The 18992-nt window shown below is 63.0% G+C and carries 21 protein-coding genes; 1 reads left to right on the forward strand and 20 read right to left on the reverse strand.

The genetic code is table 11. From position 1 onward, the window contains the following. Positions 1–16: 16 nt before the first annotated feature. From arsB to ACWHYV_RS10105, 4 genes are all read right to left on the reverse strand, one after another. Positions 17–1147, reverse strand: coding sequence for an ACR3 family arsenite efflux transporter (gene arsB, locus ACWHYV_RS10090; protein ID WP_447980509.1), 1131 nt, complete (start codon positions 1145–1147; stop codon positions 17–19). A 66-nt stretch (positions 1148–1213) separates the two neighbouring features. Further along, positions 1214–2041, reverse strand: coding sequence for an arsenite methyltransferase (locus tag ACWHYV_RS10095; RefSeq protein WP_447980510.1), 828 nt, complete (start codon positions 2039–2041; stop codon positions 1214–1216). A 53-nt stretch (positions 2042–2094) separates the two neighbouring features. After that, the gene (locus ACWHYV_RS10100; RefSeq protein WP_447980511.1) at positions 2095–2418 is read right to left on the reverse strand and encodes an ArsR/SmtB family transcription factor; all 324 of its coding nucleotides are present in this window, start codon (positions 2416–2418) and stop codon (positions 2095–2097) included. Positions 2419–2453: 35 nt separating this feature from the next. Continuing rightward, positions 2454–3257 (reverse strand): CHAD domain-containing protein, encoded by an 804-nt coding sequence (locus ACWHYV_RS10105; protein ID WP_447980512.1) that lies wholly within the window; start codon positions 3255–3257, stop codon positions 2454–2456. A 135-nt stretch (positions 3258–3392) separates the two neighbouring features. Between ACWHYV_RS10105 and ACWHYV_RS10110 the strand changes: the two genes are divergently transcribed. Next, positions 3393–3896 carry a SixA phosphatase family protein gene (locus ACWHYV_RS10110; RefSeq protein WP_447980513.1) on the forward strand — a complete coding sequence of 168 codons (504 nt, stop codon included), beginning with the start codon at positions 3393–3395 and terminating at the stop codon, positions 3894–3896. Here the strand turns inward: ACWHYV_RS10110 and ACWHYV_RS10115 are convergent. From ACWHYV_RS10115 to ACWHYV_RS10190, 16 genes are all read right to left on the reverse strand, one after another. After that, positions 3877–4626: a dTMP kinase gene (locus tag ACWHYV_RS10115; protein ID WP_447980514.1), complete on the reverse strand. Its 750-nt coding sequence runs from the start codon at positions 4624–4626 to the stop codon at positions 3877–3879. The genes ACWHYV_RS10110 and ACWHYV_RS10115 overlap by 20 nt on opposite strands. Then, on the reverse strand, positions 4571–5338 hold the full coding sequence (gene tmk / locus ACWHYV_RS10120; RefSeq protein WP_447980515.1) for a dTMP kinase: 768 nt from the start codon (positions 5336–5338) through the stop codon (positions 4571–4573). Before tmk ends, ACWHYV_RS10115 begins: the two co-directional genes overlap by 56 nt. After that, the gene (locus ACWHYV_RS10125; protein WP_447980516.1) at positions 5335–6885 is read right to left on the reverse strand and encodes a Ppx/GppA phosphatase family protein; all 1551 of its coding nucleotides are present in this window, start codon (positions 6883–6885) and stop codon (positions 5335–5337) included. The genes tmk and ACWHYV_RS10125 overlap by 4 nt, the downstream gene beginning before the upstream one ends. 103 nt (positions 6886–6988) lie before the next feature. Then, on the reverse strand, positions 6989–7603 hold the full coding sequence (gene phoU, locus ACWHYV_RS10130) for a phosphate signaling complex protein PhoU (protein WP_447980517.1): 615 nt from the start codon (positions 7601–7603) through the stop codon (positions 6989–6991). Between the two features lie 113 nt (positions 7604–7716). Then, on the reverse strand, positions 7717–8496 hold the full coding sequence (gene pstB, locus ACWHYV_RS10135) for a phosphate ABC transporter ATP-binding protein PstB (RefSeq protein WP_447980518.1): 780 nt from the start codon (positions 8494–8496) through the stop codon (positions 7717–7719). A 9-nt stretch (positions 8497–8505) separates the two neighbouring features. Beyond that, positions 8506–9426: a phosphate ABC transporter permease PstA gene (gene pstA / locus ACWHYV_RS10140; protein WP_447980519.1), complete on the reverse strand. Its 921-nt coding sequence runs from the start codon at positions 9424–9426 to the stop codon at positions 8506–8508. Continuing rightward, positions 9426–10373 carry a phosphate ABC transporter permease subunit PstC gene (pstC, locus tag ACWHYV_RS10145; RefSeq protein WP_447980520.1) on the reverse strand — a complete coding sequence of 316 codons (948 nt, stop codon included), beginning with the start codon at positions 10371–10373 and terminating at the stop codon, positions 9426–9428. Before pstC ends, pstA begins: the two co-directional genes overlap by 1 nt. Continuing rightward, on the reverse strand, positions 10357–11355 hold the full coding sequence (locus tag ACWHYV_RS10150; RefSeq protein ID WP_447980521.1) for a PstS family phosphate ABC transporter substrate-binding protein: 999 nt from the start codon (positions 11353–11355) through the stop codon (positions 10357–10359). Before ACWHYV_RS10150 ends, pstC begins: the two co-directional genes overlap by 17 nt. A 27-nt stretch (positions 11356–11382) precedes the next feature. Next, positions 11383–11604, reverse strand: coding sequence for a hypothetical protein (locus tag ACWHYV_RS10155; protein ID WP_447980522.1), 222 nt, complete (start codon positions 11602–11604; stop codon positions 11383–11385). A 125-nt stretch (positions 11605–11729) separates the two neighbouring features. Beyond that, positions 11730–12134: a phosphate-starvation-inducible PsiE family protein gene (locus ACWHYV_RS10160; protein WP_447980523.1), complete on the reverse strand. Its 405-nt coding sequence runs from the start codon at positions 12132–12134 to the stop codon at positions 11730–11732. Positions 12135–12144: 10 nt separating this feature from the next. Continuing rightward, entirely contained in the window at positions 12145–12528 is a 384-nt protein-coding gene (locus ACWHYV_RS10165; RefSeq protein ID WP_447980524.1) for a CBS domain-containing protein, read from the reverse strand. An 11-nt stretch (positions 12529–12539) separates the two neighbouring features. Further along, complete coding sequence (locus ACWHYV_RS10170; RefSeq protein WP_447980525.1) at positions 12540–12713, reverse strand: hypothetical protein; 174 nt, start codon at positions 12711–12713, stop codon at positions 12540–12542. Positions 12714–12834: 121 nt separating this feature from the next. Next, positions 12835–14223, reverse strand: a complete 1389-nt coding sequence (locus tag ACWHYV_RS10175) for a sigma-54-dependent transcriptional regulator (RefSeq protein WP_447980526.1) — start codon at positions 14221–14223, stop codon at positions 12835–12837. 1 nt (position 14224) lies between these two features. Then, positions 14225–16153 carry an ATP-binding protein gene (locus tag ACWHYV_RS10180; RefSeq protein WP_447980527.1) on the reverse strand — a complete coding sequence of 643 codons (1929 nt, stop codon included), beginning with the start codon at positions 16151–16153 and terminating at the stop codon, positions 14225–14227. Between the two features lie 218 nt (positions 16154–16371). Further along, a complete protein-coding gene (locus tag ACWHYV_RS10185) occupies positions 16372–17745 on the reverse strand; it encodes a TolC family protein (protein WP_447980528.1) in 1374 nt (457 codons plus the stop codon). A gap of 68 nt (positions 17746–17813) precedes the next feature. After that, a complete protein-coding gene (locus tag ACWHYV_RS10190) occupies positions 17814–18989 on the reverse strand; it encodes an efflux RND transporter periplasmic adaptor subunit (RefSeq protein WP_447980529.1) in 1176 nt (391 codons plus the stop codon). Between the last annotated feature and the right edge of the window lie 3 nt (positions 18990–18992).

The raw sequence follows: 18992 nt of genomic DNA on the forward strand, positions 1-18992 counted from the left end.
TTCATCCCTCCGGGCTTCACCCCTTGGTCGGCTGTGCCATCAACGGAGCCCGATCGTAGTGCGTCTCTTGATTGAACCAATGGCGGGTCCGATTGCAGGCTGCGCAGACAGACAGCATCACCGGCACCTCGACGAGCACACCGACGACGGTCGCGAGGGCGGCACCCGATTCCGGACCGAACAGGGCGATGGCCGTGGCGACCGCCAGCTCGAAGAAGTTGCTGGCGCCGATCAGGGCGCCGGGTGCTGCGATGGCATAGGGCACCTGCCACAGCTTCATCAGTCCATACGCCAGCGAGCTGTTGAAGTAGACCTGTGCGAGGATAGGCACGGCGATCAAGATCACGTGCACGAAGCGTCCCGTGATGTTCTGAGCTTGAAAAGCGAAAATGCAGACGAGCGTCGCCAGCAACGCGAGGATGGTCACGGGCGCGAAGCGCGGCAACAGCGTCTCCTCGAGCCACCGCCGGCCGTATTTGTTGACGAGCCAGGTGCGGAGCGCGGAGCCAACGGCCAGCGGAATGACGATGAAGGCGAGGACGGAATAGAGGAGGACTTCGAACGGCACGGTGAGCGAGGAGGCGCCGCTGACCAGAAGGGCTACGGTTGGAGCGAACAGCACGAGCATGATCAGATCATTGACCGACACTTGCACCAGGGTGTAAGCGGGGTCGCCGTCGGTCAGATAGCTCCACACGAAGACCATGGCCGTGCAGGGCGCGGCCGCGAGGATGATCGAGCCCGCGATATATTGATCGGCATCGGCTGGTGAGATCCAGGCTGCGAAGAGATGGCGAAAGAAGAGCCAGGCGATCAACGCCATCGAAAACGGCTTCACCAGCCAATTCACGATTAGGGTGATGATGAGGCCGCGCGGGCGCCGCCCGACATTGCGGACGGAGGCGAAGTCGACCTTCATCATCATGGGGACGATCATGAGCCAGATCAGGATGGCGATAGGGAGGTTGATATGGGTGCCCGAGCCGAGCTCGAGGGATCGGAGTGCGTCGACGGCGTCCGGGGCAGATAGCCCCACGCCCAAACCGCCGGCCATGCAGAGCGCGACCCAGAGACTCAGGTAGCGCTCGAAGAAGCCCAGTCGCTTTCTAGAAGTGGATTCGATTGTCGTTGCGACGTCCGGTTTCATCAATCCTCCCTGCACCTGGTTGACCGGAAGGTACACTTTCGTTACTCAGCCCTCAGCCCTCAGCCCTCAGCCCTCAGCCCTTCCGTGCGGCTTTCTCGCTCGCACGAAGGCGCTCATGAACTTGCCATCGACCTCGGCGGCAATCCGGTCCACGTCCAGGCCGGCCCCGGCTAAAAACTCACGGGCGTCCTCAACGCGGTAGATCCGGGTCGGTTGGATCTCGATTCCCTCGAAGCCGGCAGCAGTCAGCCTTGCGCGGTAATCCTGTTCATCCAGCGCCCCGGCGACACAACCGACCCACAGCTCGATGCTCGGCCGGATCTCGGAAGAGATGGGACCACGCACGACAATATCCGAAACCGCGAGACGACCTCCCGGTTTCAGCACGCGAAATGCTTCTCGAAAGACCCGGTCTTTATCGGGCGAGAGGTTGATGACGCAATTGGAGATGATGACATCGACGGAGTCGTCGGGAAGTGGAATCGATTCGATGTCGCCTTTCAAGAACTCCGCGTTCTCGATTCCTGCTTTGTGCTGGTTCTCTCTGGCCAGGGCGAGCATTTCATCCGTCATGTCGAGACCGTAAGCCCTTCCTGTCGGGCCCACTCGTTTGGCGGACAGCAGCACGTCGATGCCGCCGCCCGATCCGAGATCCAGCACGACCTCGCCCGGGTGTAACTCGGCGAGGGCCGTTGGGTTGCCGCAGCCCAGCGATGCAGCAAGGGCGGTGTCGGGAAGCGTCATTCTCTGGTCGTCACGATAGAGACCCGATGTGATGGGGTCGACGTTGACACCGGAGATCGAGCTGCAACAGGAGCTGCCGCCTCGCTTGGCCTGAAGCGCAGCCTGGCGGTACTCGTTCCGAATGAGGTCTTTGAGCTCACGTGCGTCCATGGGGACCCTCGCCTGTTTGATCAAGAAATCTTGATGGATCAAGGTAAAAAAACTCAGTCACACGGGCGCAAACCGCGTGCACCGTGCGCGCCCTGCTTCAGCGCCGTGACGAGCTCGTACAGCTCCTCCATCGTCTCCGGATCGAGCGAGTAGTAGATCCAGCGGCCTTCGCGGCGGTCCTTCACGAGCCCGGCGTCTTTGAGCGTCTTGAGATGGAAGGAGAGGCGAGACTGGGCGGCGCCCAAGACGTCGACCAGATCGCACACGCATTGCTCGCCTTCTCCCAGAGACTCGATGATGCGGAGTCGCGTCTCGTCCGAGAGGGCATGAAACCAGCGGGCGACCCGTTCCCCTGTGCGGAAGCTCGTTCTCGGCATGGCTGCAATATATCAATGTAATTTGATGAATTCAACTATGCGCGTCTCAGGCGAGAAGCCGGATGTGCCGGACGACTGATGGATCGGATGCGGTCGTCGAGGAGGTCGACGATCGGAAGGAGCTCGGACGGGACACGCCTTGCGCGCTTCCGGGCGCGCCGCCACTCCCGTGCGATGCGGGTTCTCATCTTGAGCTTCAGAGACCGTGCGAACTTCCGGAACTGTGCCCGCTCCTCATAGATCCCAAGGAGCGACTGCGCGTGCTTGAGGGCGGTAATGAGGTGAGGGTGCCCCATCGATTCGGCCAAAGCCCACTCCTCCTGATACCGAAGTGCCTTGAGCCGGAGCCGCAGGGCATGCAGGACCTTCCGGCGAGGGTCTTCGAGTGCCCGACCGATCAGCTCGCGAAGGACGGCCGCATGGCGAGCACGAGCCGCCGACAGCCGCTGGAGACGATCGTCGGTTGATAGGGCAGACGACTGCACCTGGGTGAGGCCCGTCCGTATGGTCTCGTACACGTGCGTGCGGGCGATCTTTTTCTGCGCCTTGTCGATCAGCCGGGCGACGCGACGGACGTCGCGCGCCGGCGCCTGTCTTTTTTCGAGGTAGGCGAGGAAGACCTGCAGCGTCCGAAGTCGGCTGAGCGGCCTGACGGATTCGCCGAGCGTCGCCGCCCGGCTCGTCTCACCGAGTAACTCCAGCGCAGCTTCGAGGCGGCGAAGGCTCGTTCGGAGTCGATGGAGCGTTTCCGGCCGCCGGTCGCCACGCGTCAGACGCTCGAGCGCACGAACGGCCGAGGTATGGTGGCGGGTCGTGTAACCGGCGGATTTCCGCGCCATAGATCGAGTTGAGAAGCGTTAGGCCTTGCCGGAGCTTATAGCGCTACGCTGCGCGGGAGTTCAAGCCCATGTCCCGAGTTCGGCTTCAGTCCTCTTGCCACCGTGTGCTAGAATCCGGCCTCGGACTCGAGGTGGATGATGGATTGTATTCTGTTCCGACACGGTATCGCGGTCGAGCGTGAGGAATGGGAGGGACGCGAGGCGGACCGCCCGTTGACGGCCAAGGGTGCGGAGAAAACGGAACAGTCGGCACGCGGCTTGTTACGACTCGGCGTCGCACCGACCCACCTGTTGAGCAGTCCACTCGTCCGTGCCGTCCAGACGGCCGACATCATCGCGCGCGTCTTCGAGCTTCCCGACAACGTGCCGACCGACCAGGCACTGCTGCCCGATGCGCCACCTGATCGACTCATGAGCGTGTTGGCCAAGCTCCCCGGATCCGCCTGCATCATCTGCATCGGTCACGAACCGCAGTTGTCGGATGCCGCCGGGCTCATGTTGGCCGGAGGGCCGATCGACGGGCTGATCCTGAAGAAGGCGGGGGCCTGCTGCATTCGATTCGAAGGGTCGGTCAAGCCCGGAGAGGGGACGCTGCGTTGGTGGTTGATGGCGCGACAGCTTAGGGCGCTGCGGGAATAGGGGAGGCGGGCGCTGCGGGCCCAGCGGCGGTCTGGGATCGTCCTTCCGCGAGCACGGGTTGGATCTTCGCGCGCAGCAGGTCCTGGATCTCCTCGGGTGATTTCCGGGCGTCGATCACCTGAAAGTGAAACTCCTCCGCCATCTTGTCGAACTCCTCGATCAGCAGGGTCTGGTATTTCTTGAAGCTGTCGAACAGGTCCGCGCCCAGCCGCAGATCCATCCCTGATTCCCAGTAGTTCATGCCCTTGCTCTCGATGACGCGCAAGGCGAGCGTGTCCACGTCGATCCGTAGATAACAGACCAGATCGGGGACCACCGCGAAGCCGAACACGTCCCGGATCCACCGGCCGTCGCCCCCGCGCACGGCATCGCGGGCGAACGCGGTGTAGATGTAGCGGTCGGCGAGGACGATGAAGCCGGAACGGAGGGCCGGGATGATCTGGTGCTCGAGGCGATCCGCGAAGTCCGTCGCGTACAAGAGGCTGAAGGACCACCGGTCCAAGATGTTGCCCTGCTTGGCGGCTTCGATCGTTTTCGACATCAGCGTCGAGCGGGTCCATCCCGTCGTCAGCACGCCGTAGCCCTGCACTTCGAGCCACTCCTGCAGCAGCTCGATGTGGGTCGAACGGCCGACCCCGTCGGTCCCTTCGATCGCGATCAGCTTGCCTTTGAGATCACCGCGATTCAGGTACGGTAAACCGTCGCCAAAATACCGATGTGCGCCGCCCATGGGTGCCCCTCTTCGGCCGGTAGTTCTCGAGCGCCTGCGACACCAGGTGCCGCATCTCGCCTTGCTGCGTTTCGATGTCTTTGGTCGCGTCCATGACGAGAAGGCCGTACTCGGTCACGATCTTGTCGTACTCGTCGAGAATCCGCGATTGGAAGATCCGGAAGCTCTCGGTGAGATCAGGGCTCAAGCCGAGATCCATGCCCGCTTCGTAGTACTTCAACTGTGCGCGTGTGCCTCCCAACAGCCGGTCGATGGCGACGTCGATCGGCACCTTGAAGTAAAAGGCGAGATCCGGGCGGATCGCGAAGTTGTAGAGCTTTCGAACCCAGGCCCGTGACACGCCGCGGACGGCGTCCCGGGCGAACGCCGTGTAAACGTAACGATCCGCCAGCACCACCATGCCGGCCTTCAGCGGCGGCAGGATTTCGTGGTAGAGGCGGCTCGCAAAGTCGGTGGCATGCAGGAGGCTGAAGGTGGTCGGGGTCAACGACTTGTTCTTCTTACCCCGACGGGTCGTCTCCCTCACCAGTTCCGAGGAGTTCCATTCGGTGAAGAACACGTTGAGGCCTTTGGCCTCGAGCCATTTCTGGAGCAGCAGCAGTTGGGTGCTCTTCCCCGATCCGTCGATGCCTTCGACGATGATCAGCTTGCCGGGGAACGGGTGGGGTTGTTGGAGCGTCAGCGGCGACGGCGTCGGTGTCGAGGGTGTCATGCCGGATCTCCCGAGGGCTCCAATGCGAATTGCAGGGGGCGGCGGAAGACCCGCTCGAACAGATCCGCGCGATTGCGGGCCGCCCACATCTCCAGCTCGGCGTCGCCCGACGTCTTGAGCCTGATCGTGATCGCGCGCCCGAGGTCCACGGACAGGTCGTCGACGACCGCAAATTGGGTGCGGTCCAGCCCGTCGGCGATCCGGAGCAGCGCGCTCAGGACCTCCAAGGTTCGGCGTTCCCCTTTCGGGATGGCCTGAACGGGGGCGTGGCCGGTCTTCGGCAGTGCGCGCCGGTGGTAGCGGGCGATGCTCGCGATCATTTCGATCTCGTCGGCAGTGAAGCCGGATAAATCGCTGTGCTTGATGACGTAGTAGGCATGCTTGTGGTGTTGCCGTGAATTGATCAGGTAGCCGACGTCGTGCAGGATGGCGGCGTATTCGAGCCATTCCCGGCTGCGCTCGTCCAGGCCGTGCAGCGCCTGCGTCTGGTCGAACAGCCGGACGGCCAGCCTCGCGACCTGCCGGGTGTGCGATTCGGGCGAGTGGCACCGCTGCGCGAGCGAGACGACGTTTCGTCGCCGGACGTTTGGGATCTCCTGCTCGGCGCGCAGCCCTTCTCGGTGGCGCTCGATGAAGTCGTAGATCAGGCCCTCCCGGATCGCCTTGTCGCTGATCGTGAGCTCCTGCTGCCCGAGGCGCTCCATGAGGCTGCGCAGCAGCGTCGTGGCGGGCAGGAGCGTATCCGCGCGCTTGGGATCGAGCCCCGGAATCGCCAACCGCGCCTTAAAGGTCCGCTGCGACAGTAGCTTCTCGACGGCCCGGACGTCACGCAGCGCGACGGTGGCCAGATTCAGTTGCGGGAGCGGGCGCCCACGCCGATGCAGGTGGATGACTTCCGCGAGATTCCCGGCCATGCCGCTCGTCGCGACCAGCCGGTCCAGGGCCTTGATCTTCATCCGGTTCAGGGCCGGCTGCAGTTGGGCATCGATCGCGCGCTCCACCCGCCGGAGCATGGCCTTGGTCGGCGGGTCTTCTTTGAGATAGAGATCTTTGAGCCGAATGGCGCCGAGCTTCAAGCTCCGACCGTGCAGCATGGTCCGGCGATTGCCGAGCACCAGCTCGACCGAGCCGCCTCCGACGTCCACGACCATGGTGGGGGCATCGGTCAAATCCATACTGTGCCGGACGCCCAGATAAATCAGCCTGGCCTCTTCCAGGCCTGACACGACACGCACCGTGAGCCCGGTCTGGCGGGCCACGGCCTCCAAGAAATCCCCGCCGTTCTTGGCCTCCCGCACCGCGCTCGTCGCGACCGCCTCGATGCGCTCGTACCCCTTGTTGCGGGCCAGCGTGGTCAGTTGCCGAAGGACCTCGAGGCCGCGGGTCATGGCCGATTCCGACAGCCGGCCGGTCTTGAACGCGCCGTCCCCCAGCCGCGTCATGTCCTTGAAGCGATCGAGAATCTTGTAAGAGAAATCCGGTTCGACTTCGGCGAGGACCATGTGAATGGAGTTGGTGCCGATATCGATGACGGCCAATCGGGTCATATTTCGAGGTTACTTGGGGCGACGGGAACAAATCAACCGAGGCATGGCCGATGCCAGGACGTCGTGCGTCGGGGACAACGAGATCTGTATGTAGTCTCGCACCTCAAGCCGAGGTCGGCGGAGCGGTGTGGCGGATGATCTTGCCCTCGACCAGGTAAACGACGAGCTCGGCGATATTGGTCGCATGATCGGCGATGCGCTCTAGATATTTCCCAATGAACATGAGCCGGATGGCGCGAGTAATCGTCTGGGGGTTCTCGAGCATGAACGACAGAAGCTCACGAAACAGTTGTTCGGTTAGCTGGTCGATGAAGCTGTCGTCAGCGCAGACTTTGCGCGCAAGGATCGCATCCCGGGTCACGAAGGCATGCAAGCTGTCCTTGACCATGTGCATCGCCCAGTTCGCCATCCGTGGAATGTCGATATAGGGCTTGAGCTGCGGTTCCTGGTTGAGCTCGATCGTACGTTCACAGATGTTTTCGGACAAGTCGCTCATGCGTTCCAGCTCCGTCGAGATTTTCATGGCGGTGGTGATGAACCGGAGATCGCCTGCAGCGGGCTGATGCAGGGCCAGGAGGCGGAGGCATGCCTCGTCGATCTCGACGTCCATGGCGTTGACGAGGTGATCATCGTCGATGACCTGACGCGCGGCGCTGGAGTTACGCTCCATCAGGGCGCTGAGGGCGCCCTGGATCTGGGTCTCGACGAGCGCGCCCATGGCGATGATCTTCCCTTTCAGCTCCTGGAGCTCCTGGTCAAAATGGCGAAGCATACGACCTCATGATGGATGCGGGCGAGCCGTCGTTGGATACATGCAAGCCCTGGAGCCGGTCAACCGAAACGGCCTGTGATGTACTCTTCGGTGAGCCGATTGGCCGGGTTGGTGAACATCTTCTCGGTGCGGTCGAACTCGATCAGTTCGCCGAGATACATGAATGCCGTGAAATCTGAGATGCGGGCGGCTTGTTGCATGTTGTGCGTGACGATGAGAATTGTCACGCGCTGTTTCAGCTCGGTCATTAGGTCTTCGATGCGGCCGGTCGCCGTCGGATCGAGCGCCGAGGTGGGCTCGTCGAACAACAGAATCTCCGGGTCGGTGGCGAGTGCCCTGGCGATACACAAACGTTGTTGCTGTCCGCCGGAAAGCGCCAGGGCCGATTGATTCAGCCGGTCTTTGACCTCTTCCCACAGGGCCGCGCCTCGGAGCGCCTGCTCCACCTTCTCGTCAAGTCTCGCATTCTTGGTCATCCCCCGCACGCGAAGGCCGTACGCGACGTTCTCATAGATCGATTTGGGAAAGGGATTCGGTTTCTGGAACACCATGCTGATCCGCATGCGTACTTGGATCGGATCCACGGTTCCGCCGAGGATGTTCATCTTGTCCGGGTAGAGCGTGATTTCACCATCATACCGATTGCCAGGGTAGAGATCGTGCATCCGATTGAAGCAGCGCAAGCAGGTTGTTTTGCCGCATCCCGATGGCCCGATCAGAGCCGTGACCATTTTTTCGGATACCGTCAAATTGAGCCGCTTCAGCGCGCAGACCGAGCCATAGAAAAAACTGAGGTTCTTGACCTCGGCTTTGGGGGGCTGATCAGGGCGCATGAGCATGACAGAGGGCTACCAGCGGACCAGTTTGCGGAAGCGGTGCCGGATGTAAATGGCCAGCGCGTTCATTGCCAGGGTCATCGTGAGGAGCACCAGGCCGGCGGCGGCCGCATTGACGTGAAATTCCTCCTGCGGACGGGATACCCAGTTGAACATTTGGATCGGGAGAACCGTGAACGGATCCAGCAGCCATTGGAACGAAAGATACGGAAACTCGGTGCCGAAGGGAGGAGACGGCAGGAACGCGATGAACGAGAGCGCGCCGATCGTGATCAGTGGCGCCGTTTCGCCGATGGCCCGCGACAAGGCGATGATCAGACCGGTCAGAATCCCTCCGCTGGCATAGGGTATCACGTGATCCTTCACGGTCTGCCATCGCGTGGCGCCCAAGGCATAGGCCGCCTCGCGAATGCTTTGCGGAATGCTGCGAATGGCTTCCCGAGTGGCGATGATGATCATGGGAAGGATCAGCAGGGCCAAGGTCAGGCCGGCGGTCAGGACGCTTGCGCCGAGTCCGAGCTGATAAACGAAGAGACCGAGCGCCATGAGACCATAGATAATCGACGGCACCGCCGCGAGATTGGCGATGTTGATCTCGATCGCCTCCGTGAACCAGTTCTTGGGTGCGTATTCTTCCAGGTAGATGGCCGCGCTGATCCCCAGTGGGATGGCGCTCGCGGCGGTGACGAGCATGACGAGAGAGGTGCCCACCCAGGCCGTCAGGATCCCGGCCTGGGTGGGAAAGCGCGAGGGATAGGATGTAAAGAAGGACCAGGATAGGCGACCGGCTCCGTCGTACGCGAGCACGATGAGCAAGGCGAGCAACGTGAACGTCCCGACCAGCATGGACAAGAGCCCTGCCAGGGCGAACAACGCGTCCCATTGCTTGCGACGGGTGATTGCGCGCGTGTCGATCGACGTGTCAGAGGTCATCAGTAGACCGCACGAAAGCGCTTTCGCAAGACGTGCCCGGCGATATTGAACACCAGGGTCATGAGGAGCAAGACCAGACCTGCGGCGAAGATCGTCTGGTACCCGATGCTGCCGTGAGGCAGGTCCCCCAGGCTGACCTGGACGATATAGGCGGTGATCGTCTGTGCCGGCTCTCGCGGATCCCAGGCCAGCGTCGGCTGCATACCGGCGGCGATCGCGACGACCATGGTCTCTCCAATCGCCCTCGAGCTGCCGAGCACGTAGGCCGCCGCTATACCGGAGAGCGCCGAAGGGAGGATGACCCGCAGAGCCGTCTGCATCCGCGTCGCTCCCATGGCGTACGAGCCTTCCCGCAGGTGCATGGGGATGGCGCGCATCGCATCCTCACTGATGGAGCTGATATAGGGAATGATCATGATGCCGATGACGAGGCCGGCGCTCAGCATGTTGAAGCCGGGCAGGTCGGGCCACGCCTGTTGAAGCAGCGGCGTGACGAAGAGCAGCGCGAAGTAGCCGAACACGACGGTCGGCACGGCCGTCAGCAGCTCCATGAAGGGCTTCACCGCTTCTCGGACGCGCGGGGTCGCATATTCGCTGAGATACATCGCCGTGATGGTGCCGAGTGGGAGTGCGACGGCGAGGGCGACCGCAGTGGTCACGACAGTGCCGGACACCAGCGGCAGGATCCCGTAGTGGGGCTCCGAGAACAACGGCGTCCATTGGCGATCCGTGAGAAAGTCGACGATCGACACCTGCCGGAAGAAGGTGAGCGATTCATAGAGCAGCACACCGACGATCCCGAGCGTGATCGCGACGGATGAGACAGCGGAGAGGAAGAGCACGGCTGCGATCGCTCGCTCGCGTACGCGTCTGGTGGATGCCCTTGACTGGCTGGGAAAAGGAAGTGCCGCGGGGGTGCCCGGCTGCCTCTTAGAGTGTAAGTTCACGTCGCAAGATGTCCTCGACCTTCATGCCGATCGGTGCGGTTCCATGAAATGCAGTGCCGACCTTCCCGTGGCGGAAATTCTCCAGTGCGAGGGTGTAGGCTTGTTGGGGCAGCGGCATATACGTGATCTGTTCCACCAGCCCACCGGCCTGAGTCAGGTAGAATTCCACGAATTGCTTCATCTCGGGCCTCTCCGCCGCTCGACGATTCACATAGATGAACAGCGGACGGGATAGCGGGCGATACTCGCCCCTCACGACGGTCTCTCGCGACGGAGGGACCGGTCCGGCTCCCCCGTCGACGGGAATCGCCTTCAGCTTGCTCGCATTGGTTTGATAATACGCAAAGGGGATATAGCCCAAGGCGTTCTTATCACGCGCCACCCCCTGGACCAGGGTGTTGTCGTCTTCACTGGCGGTATAGTCTCCGCGGCTCGCCTTGGCCTTACCGACCACCGCTTCGGTGAAGTAGTCGAACGTGCCGGAGTCGGAGCCGGCGCCGAAGAGCTTCAGGGGTTCATCGGGCCAACTGGAATTGACCTGGCGCCATCGCGTGATTGTTCCCTGGGCGGAGGGTTCCCACATTCTCTTGAGTTCCTCCAGCGTGACCGACCGTACCCACGTGTTCTTTGTGCTGGTCACGATGGTGATCGCATCGAACGCGACCGGCAGCTCATAGTACGTGATGCCTTGTTTGCGGCAGGCTTCCATTTCACTGGCTGAAATCGGCCGTGAGGCGTCCTGGATGTCGATTTCACCCCGGCAGAACTTCTTGAACCCGCCGCCGGTTCCGGAAATGCCGACCGTGACGCGGACGGTCCCACGAGTCATCTTCTGAAATTCTTCGGCGACCGCTTCACTGATTGGAAAAACCGTGCTCGATCCGTCCAGCGCGATGAGCGAGCGATCTTGGGCGTCCAGGATAGGGTCATGGAGCAGACCGACAAGGAGCCCGAAACAAACAACGTGTGCCAGGTGTTTCATGTCGATCGTCACGGATTTTCTAGCGCCCTACGCCGACTTCTTGACGAAGTGGGGGAGTGAGAGATGATACGCGAATCCTCTCCGCCGCAGCACGATAGCGCCTTGGCGGCTCAGCACATCGACCGCCTGAAACAAGGTGTTCCAGGTCAGCTCCGGAAGGAATTCGACCAAATCTTCAAGCGTCACCGTTTCGACATCCTGCAATACCGACAGGATCAGACGTTGTGGGTCCACCGCTTCAGCCAGCATGCCGACCCCTCCTCGTGACGTCACGGTGAGCCGACTTGTTCCTGATCACCCCGAAACCGACGTCATTGTTGGCTCGCTGCGTCACGGCCAGATCACTAGTGTGTTATGACGGTGTAAACTTTTGCTCACAGAGTCTCGATCCCGTCTGCTTGGGCGGGCGAAAAACGGACGGCCAGGACTCGAATAGCGGCCAGCATCACGAGCATGACGACGAGAATCGTATCGACGATGAACGTCACCTTCACGCGGCCTTCGCTGAAGTAGGTCAACGTCGTCTTGAAGACCTCGACGACCGCCAGGACGAGGAGGATGTCGATGATCAGCGTCCGAAGGGCCACTTCGAGCGGATCGTGGATCAGCAAGGCAAGATCCAGAAACGTCTTGACCACCCCTCCCGTCAGCGCGAGGAGGATGGTCACGATGAGGAGGCTTAGCACCAGCCGGATGCCGCGGAGCCAGACGACGGTCACGTCGAAGTCGATGGTCCGGGTGATCCAGGGTGGCACGGACGGGATGGATCGCAAGGACATGGTCGGCCCGTCAGAACTCGTCGATCGAGACGGGATGGAGCAGGTCCCGCACCGAGAGGACCCCCACGATCGTTCCGGCCTGCATCACCGCGAGGTGACGCGTCTGGTGGCGCTCCATCAAGTCCGCGGCTTCGGTGATCGGACGGGTGCCGTCGATCCCGATCACCGGGCTGCTCATGATCGCCCCCACCGACACGAAGTGCGGCATCTGGCCGGCGCCGACCGCGCGGCGGACGATGTCGGTCTCCGTCACGATCCCCACGATGCGATTCTCGTCCTCGACGAAGACACTCCCGATCTTCCGCTCGCGCATCAGCATCGCCGCTTCCATCACGGACGCCGATGGCGCGACCGTGACCAGGTCCCGGGTCATCAACGATGTCGCCGTCACCATATCTCCTCCTTTCAGTCGTCGGCACGATGGCCGGTGTGGGCGCATGACAGCTTGCGCTCGAGGGCCTCCTCGAGCGGAGTGAGAGTCCGATGGCGCATGCCGGACAAGGTGGCCAAGGCATAGAGCAACGGCCATCCCAGCAGCCCGCCCAGCAGAATCCAGGTAGCGGTTTCGATGAGCGCCATCGTCCCTCCTTCTTGTGTTCGGGCTGGAGACTACTCCCGGGGTGTTGTCTGGGCGTGAAGGAATTGTGACGAGCAGGTTAAATCTACGGGAGCAAAGAGGCGGACCAGGGGCGAGGGAAGGTTACTCGTCGCCGAGCTTTTTCAGGCGGCGGTCCAGCGCGAAACGGGTAAGCCCGAGGTGCTTGGCGGCGAGGCTCTTGTTGTAATCGGCCAGGCGGAGGACTTCCTCGATGATCGCCGCTTCGACGTCGGCGAGGGTCTGTTTGCCGAGCGTCATCTCCACGCGGACCACCCGTTCGTCGCCTTGTGAGACCGCGACGGCGGTCCTCTGGGCGGCGTCGTGCAGCTCGCGCGGGAGGCAGCTCGCCGTGAGCGTCCGACCGTGACAAAAGATCATTGCACGTTCGAGGATGTTGTGGAGCTCGCGGATATTGCCGGGGTACTGATAGCGCTCGAGGAGGAGTTGGGCCTCGGGATCGATCTCCACCACGTCCTTGGCGAACTCCTTGGCGTAGCGAACGAGCGCCTGCATCGCGAGCGGAAGGATGTCTTCCACCCGCCGCCGGAGCGGGGGCAGCTCGAACGTGACCACGTTGAGACGGAAATAGAGGTCCTCCCGGAAGGCGCCCCGCGCCACTTCCTTCTTGAGGTCGCGATTGGTCGCGGCGATCAGCCGGAAGTCGGCGGCAATGTCCTCGGTCCCCCCCAAGCGCCGGAACGTCCGCTCCTGCAGCACGCGCAGCAGCTTGGCTTGCATGGAAGGGTCCAGATCGCCGATCTCGTCGAGGAACAGGGTGCCGCCTTCGGCGCGGTCGAGCAGGCCGAGCTTCCGCTGGTGGGCGCCCGTGAACGCGCCGCGCTCATGGCCGAACAGCTCGCTTTCGAACAGCTCCCGCGGGATCGCGGTGCAGTTGACGCCGATGAACGGCCCCGTGCCGCGGGAGCCGTTGTGATGCAGGACGCGGGCGATGAATTCCTTGCCCGTGCCCGTTTCGCCCAGCAGGAGCACGCTGGTCCTGGGGTTCTGGGCCACTTCGCGGACCTGCGCCATGAGCTGCTGCATCGCCGGGCTCTGGGCGATCAGGTTGTCCATCGCGAACTGGTTGCTGTCGCGTTCCGTCTCGTAGGTCACGCGGCGGCGCAGGGCCAGCAGCTCCAGCGCGCGGTCCACGACCTGGTCCAAGCCTTCGAGATCGACGGTCTTGATCACGAAATCGTAGGCCCCCAGCTTCATGGCCTCGACCGCGTCCTGCACGGTTCCGTACGCGGTGAGCATGATCACCAGCGACTGCGGAGACTTGGGGCGGAGGTCCTTGAGGGTGTCGAGACCCGACAGGCCCGGCATCTTCAAGTCGAGGAGGATCAGGTCGGGCACCTCACGCTCGAGCGCGCCGAGGAGCGCCTCGCCCGAATCGAACCCCGACACCCGGTGCTGACGGCGCGAGAGACGCTTGACGATGGCCGCGCGAATCGCGGACTCGTCATCAGTGACGAAGATGCGTGCCTGCATGTTACACCGTCGCCATCCGCGGCTGTTGCCGGAGCGGGAGCCAGACCCGGACGGTCGTGCCCTTGCCCGGTTGGCTGCTCACGTGAATGTCGCCGCCATGGGCGTCGACGATGTTCCGGCAGATGGCGAGCCCGAGCCCGGTGCCGCGATGCTTGCCGGAGGTGAAGAACGGTTGGAACACATGCGGGAGATCGTCCGGTGCGATCCCGCGTCCCGTGTCGCTGATGTCCACGATCATGCCGGCCTGCTGGGTGCGGCGAGATTCGAACGCGTTGACGCTCAACGTCCCGCCGTCGCCCATCGCCTCGATCGCGTTCTGGAACAGATTGAGCAGGACCTGTTTGATTTGGTCGCGATCCGCCTGGACCTGGGGCAGCATCGGGTGGAACGCCCGCTGGACGGCGAGGTGCTTGGCGGCGATCGATGCGTCGAGCAGCTTGAGGACCTCCTGAACGACGTCCGCGACTGAGAAGAGCACCGGAGCCAGCTCCCGGGGCCGCGCATAGTCGATGATCTGGTTCACGATCCGATCCAGGCGCCGCGTCTCACTGAGGATGACTTCGAGGTCGGCCCGGCGGGCGTCGTCGGCGTCGACTTCGTCGACCAGCAGCGCGGCGGTGGAGCCGATCCCCACCAGGGGATTGCGGATCTCATGGGCGATCCCCGCCGCGACCTGCCCGAGCGTGGCCAGCCGCTCGGCACGGCTCAATTGGGTCTGCATCTGATCCAAGGCGGTGATGTCGATGTTGAACCCCTGGTACATGACGGTCCGGCCGTGTTCGTCGCGGATGGGGATGCGCCGGCTCAATACCTTGCGCACGGTGCCGTCCTTGTGGAGGAAGCGAAAGACCAGCTCGCACGCCCGGCCCTCCTCGACGGCCTTGGCGAATTCGGCCAGCACGCGCTCGCGATCGTCGGGATGGATGAGGTCCCGCATCGCCTCGGGGTCGCCCTCCTCGTTCGGGTCGAGCCCGGCGAGCATACGGTTGTAGCGATTCGTGAACGTGAGCGCCATGCCCTGCGTCGTGAAAATCCCGAACGGCGCATGATCGACGATGTTCCGGTATTTGGACTCCGAAGCGGCGAGCTCCGCGTTGACGCTTTGGAGTTCGGCACGGGACCGCTCGAGTTGCGCCAGGTGGCTCTGGACCTGGTGGCTCATGGCGCTCATCACCCGGGTCAATTCGCCCAGCTCGTCGCCGCGCTCGAGCACGGGGACGTCGGGCATCGTGGGGACTGTGGCGGAGCGAACCGATTTGGCCAGGCTCACGAGCGGCCGAGTCATGGACTTGGCGATCAGGTGGAGGGCGACGATCATCAAGCCCAGGGCGAGGAGGAATCCGCTCAGGATCCTGATCCCCATGGAGGTTCGCGTCTGGGCGATACTCGCAAGCGCCTCGTTCAGCGTGTCCTGCTCCAGCCGGTCGAACTCCTTCATCTGGCTGCGGATCCGCTGCATGAGGTCCCGCCCTCGCCCCTGCTCGATGTAATGCAGCGCATCCGAGGTGTGCCCGGCTCGAACCGCTTTGATGAGTTGATCCTTTTCGTTGATGAGTTGCTTGATCAGCCGTTGCGTCTCTTGCACGGCACGGTGCTGGGCCGGCAGTCCGTGCACCATCTGGTCGAGGGAGTCTCCCACGGACAGAATGCGGCTGTGGGCGACGAGGTACGGCTCGAGGTAGCGCTCCTGTCGACTCACCACAAAGCCGCGAAAGCCGCTTTCCATGTCCACCACCAGGCGCATGTACTCGGCCGCCGTCCGCTGCGTGAGGTAGACGCGATTGACCTGGTCCTCGTCCTCTTCGAAGCTGCGGACCGTCCGGTAGACGATCAGGCTCATGAGGAGCAGCGCGATCAGGGGGATCACGGACGTGAGCAGGAGCTTGCGCTCGATCGGGAGGTTGTTGAACAGCCGAACCATACGCGACATGGTGATGTCCCGATGCTGAGTCCCGATTGAACCCGCTCATCCCGGCCGTAACGGAATCGGCCTGACAGGGCGGTCCGGGCCGAGCCGAGTCGCAGGCCTGCCGGTATTGTACGGGGCGCGGCAGACGAACCTCAACCGAACCGGCCCGGAAGGCGAGGGGCAGGATCGCCGAATGCGGCCGCGAACCGGATCCCGAAGCCCGTGCAGAAGTCGGCCGCTCAGCGCAGCGCGCTCTGGCTCGTGACGTACTCCAACGTCACCTCTGCGATCTTGTAATCATACTGGGTTTCGGCGAGGCGAGTCTGGGCCGCCGTCAACGCCACCTCCGATTGGGTGACTTCGACGACCGATCCTAATCCCAGCTTGTATCGCTGGCGCGCCAACTGCAACGCTTCCTGGGCCGTCCGCACCTGTTCCTCCGCCAGCTTGATCTGCTGCGCGAGCGTGATCGTCTCCAGGTACGCATTCGTCACTTGCTGGGCCAGCGCTTGTTGAATACCCTGGCTTCCCGCCTCGGCGGCCTGTAATTGCGCGTTCGCTTCGCGCACCTGATTCTCGATGAGGAAGCCGGTGAACAGCGGCATGGAGACGAGCGCGCCGGCCGTCCACCATCCCCCGGTTCGCTCGGTACGGGTGGCATCGAACACCTCATAATCGCCGGCGCTCGCGATGGCCGAAACGAGCGGCAGGTATTGCCGCTTGGTGGCCGTCAGCCGGGCCTCGGCCGACCGTTCCAACTCCTTGGCGCGCTGCAGCTCCGGATGCCCTTGGCTCTCGGTGATCAACGTTTCGAGCGTCCGCGTCGCCCGGATCTCCACCGGCACGTCTTCGAGCACGTAATCCTCGGGACCGATGATGCCCATGGTCTTGTTCAGCTCGGCGAAGGCGGCCTTCAGGTCGTTCCGGGCTCTCAGGAGCAACGACTCGGCGTTCGTCAGCTCGACTTGAACGAGATCCAGATCGAGCTTGGATTTCAACTGCTGGCGGTACAGGGTTTCGATCTGGCTCCGGATGATTCCTCGCTCCCGGACCGTCTCCTCGGCGATCTGGACGAGACGGCGGCGCTTCAACCCGTTCAGATAGGCCCGCTGGACCGACACGGTGACGAGGGCCCGCCGGGCGGCGAGGTCCTGCTGCTCCGCGCGCGCGGCGAATTCATTCGATTGCACCAGGTTGCGGGTGAATCCGAAGTCGTAGAGCCGCTGATTGGCGACGATGCCGCCGGCGTACTGGCTGAGGTTTTGCCGGAGCATCGCGCCCGCCGGCATGACGAAGCGCGGATTGATGCCGCCGACCCCGGCCACGGTGTCGAAGTTGGCGTAGATTTGGGGATAGTAGAGCGAGCGGGCCTGATCGGTCCGCGCTTCGGCCGCTTTCACGTTGGCGTCGCCTGCCTGAATCAGGGGGTGCCGTTTCAACGCGATGTCCACAGCCTGCGCAAAACCCAGAAATCCGCCGGGCGCCGCGACCCCATCGTCGGTGCCTTTGATGGACGATTGGGCGGACACCGAGATCGGCTGGACTAGACAGGCAAAGAGCAGGAACGCAGTGGTCCCTCGATGGGCGACGATGCGGATGCCAGGAGATCGCATAATTCCTCCTCGTGAGGTTGAAAAAGTCGGTGTTTCGGGCGCAGTGCTCGGCCTAGCCGGGTCGTTCGCTAGTACTTCTGCCGCGAGGGCGTGCCCTGAGGGAGCGTGTAGGGAGACGGATTGACGATCGCCCCGTCGGTGAGCCCGGCTTTCCCGACCACCACGATGTCTTCCTCGCCGCTCAGCCCCTCGACCACCTCAAGCCACGCCCCGTCGTCGATGCCGGTCTCGACTGCGGTGAGATGCGCGCGCCCGTCCTTCACGACGAAGACGGACCGACTGTGATTTTGCGTCACGAGCGCAGCCGGAGGGAGGACGAGGGCATTCGCGCGACGTTCGAGGACGAGCGTGACCTCGACGAACATCCCCGGTTGCAAGGCATGATCCGCGTTCGGCAAGTCGATTTCCACCAGCAGGGTCCTCGTCGCCGGATCGAGGGCTTCGGTCGTTCGCGTGATCGTGCCGGTGAACGACCGTGTCGGCAATTCATGAACCGTCAACGAAGCGGGGGTGCCCGGCTTGGCGAGGAAGGCCGCCTCTTGGGGGACACTGACATAGACCCGCACCTGCTCCACGTCCATGATCGTGAGCAGCGGTGTGGACTGAGTGGCGGAGCGGATCGCCGACTGGACGAAGGCCCCGGGGTCCACGAACCGGGCGGTCACCGTGCCGGAGAAAGGGGCAGTGACCTTCGTGTATTCGAGGAACTGCCGGCGTGTGTCGCGCAAGTGTTTGGCCGCCTCGGCCGCCGCGACCGCCACGTCGACGTCCTGCTTCGCGACGACGTCCGGGTTTTCCTCCCACACCGCTTGCAGCCGGTTGGCGGTGATCCGCTTGATCTTGTAGTCGGCCTCCGCCTGGCGATACTCCTCCTCGACTTCCGGCGCCTCGATGACCGCGAGGACCTGGCCTTTCTTCACCTCATCCCCTTTGTCGACCCCGATCCATTTGAGATAACCGGGGACCTTGGCATAAATCGTCGCCTGATACAGCGGCGAGATGTTGCCGGGCACCGTGATCGTCCGGGCGATGTCCCGTTGCTGCGGCTTGATGACTTGAACTTGGGGGGCGACGGGTCCACGGACGGCGGGAGAGGAATCCGTTTGGTTCCGTTGGAGGATGACCACGAAGGTGACGACGAGGAGGAAGACCAGTCCGGTGGCGGCCAGAAGGATTCTGTACCGAGGGTGGATACTCACCGGGTCGCCCTCCGGGGTGGTCTCGTTCGGCGCCATTGATGGCATATT

Source organism: Candidatus Nitrospira bockiana, from assembly GCF_965152565.1.

Bases quoted from the DNA above. Each gene is read 5' to 3' on its own strand.
- pstA (WP_447980519.1), bottom strand. From the start codon at position 9,426: ATGACCTCTGACACGTCGATCGACACGCGCGCAATCACCCGTCGCAAG.
- ACWHYV_RS10160 (WP_447980523.1), bottom strand. From the start codon at position 12,134: ATGTCCTTGCGATCCATCCCGTCCGTGCCACCCTGGATCACCCGGACC.
- ACWHYV_RS10115 (WP_447980514.1), bottom strand. From the start codon at position 4,626: ATGGGCGGCGCACATCGGTATTTTGGCGACGGTTTACCGTACCTGAAT.
- ACWHYV_RS10095 (WP_447980510.1), bottom strand. From the start codon at position 2,041: ATGGACGCACGTGAGCTCAAAGACCTCATTCGGAACGAGTACCGCCAG.
- ACWHYV_RS10110 (WP_447980513.1), top strand. From the start codon at position 3,393: ATGATGGATTGTATTCTGTTCCGACACGGTATCGCGGTCGAGCGTGAG.
- pstB (WP_447980518.1), bottom strand. From the start codon at position 8,496: ATGCTCATGCGCCCTGATCAGCCCCCCAAAGCCGAGGTCAAGAACCTC.
- ACWHYV_RS10175 (WP_447980526.1), bottom strand. From the start codon at position 14,223: ATGCAGGCACGCATCTTCGTCACTGATGACGAGTCCGCGATTCGCGCG.
- ACWHYV_RS10180 (WP_447980527.1), bottom strand. From the start codon at position 16,153: ATGTCGCGTATGGTTCGGCTGTTCAACAACCTCCCGATCGAGCGCAAG.
- phoU (WP_447980517.1), bottom strand. From the start codon at position 7,603: ATGGGCGCGCTCGTCGAGACCCAGATCCAGGGCGCCCTCAGCGCCCTG.
- ACWHYV_RS10190 (WP_447980529.1), bottom strand. From the start codon at position 18,989: ATGCCATCAATGGCGCCGAACGAGACCACCCCGGAGGGCGACCCGGTG.
- ACWHYV_RS10170 (WP_447980525.1), bottom strand. From the start codon at position 12,713: ATGGCGCTCATCGAAACCGCTACCTGGATTCTGCTGGGCGGGCTGCTG.
- ACWHYV_RS10185 (WP_447980528.1), bottom strand. From the start codon at position 17,745: ATGCGATCTCCTGGCATCCGCATCGTCGCCCATCGAGGGACCACTGCG.
- tmk (WP_447980515.1), bottom strand. From the start codon at position 5,338: ATGACACCCTCGACACCGACGCCGTCGCCGCTGACGCTCCAACAACCC.
- ACWHYV_RS10155 (WP_447980522.1), bottom strand. From the start codon at position 11,604: ATGCTGGCTGAAGCGGTGGACCCACAACGTCTGATCCTGTCGGTATTG.
- ACWHYV_RS10125 (WP_447980516.1), bottom strand. From the start codon at position 6,885: ATGACCCGATTGGCCGTCATCGATATCGGCACCAACTCCATTCACATG.
- ACWHYV_RS10165 (WP_447980524.1), bottom strand. From the start codon at position 12,528: ATGGTGACGGCGACATCGTTGATGACCCGGGACCTGGTCACGGTCGCG.
- arsB (WP_447980509.1), bottom strand. From the start codon at position 1,147: ATGAAACCGGACGTCGCAACGACAATCGAATCCACTTCTAGAAAGCGA.
- ACWHYV_RS10105 (WP_447980512.1), bottom strand. From the start codon at position 3,257: ATGGCGCGGAAATCCGCCGGTTACACGACCCGCCACCATACCTCGGCC.
- ACWHYV_RS10150 (WP_447980521.1), bottom strand. From the start codon at position 11,355: ATGAAACACCTGGCACACGTTGTTTGTTTCGGGCTCCTTGTCGGTCTG.
- ACWHYV_RS10100 (WP_447980511.1), bottom strand. From the start codon at position 2,418: ATGCCGAGAACGAGCTTCCGCACAGGGGAACGGGTCGCCCGCTGGTTT.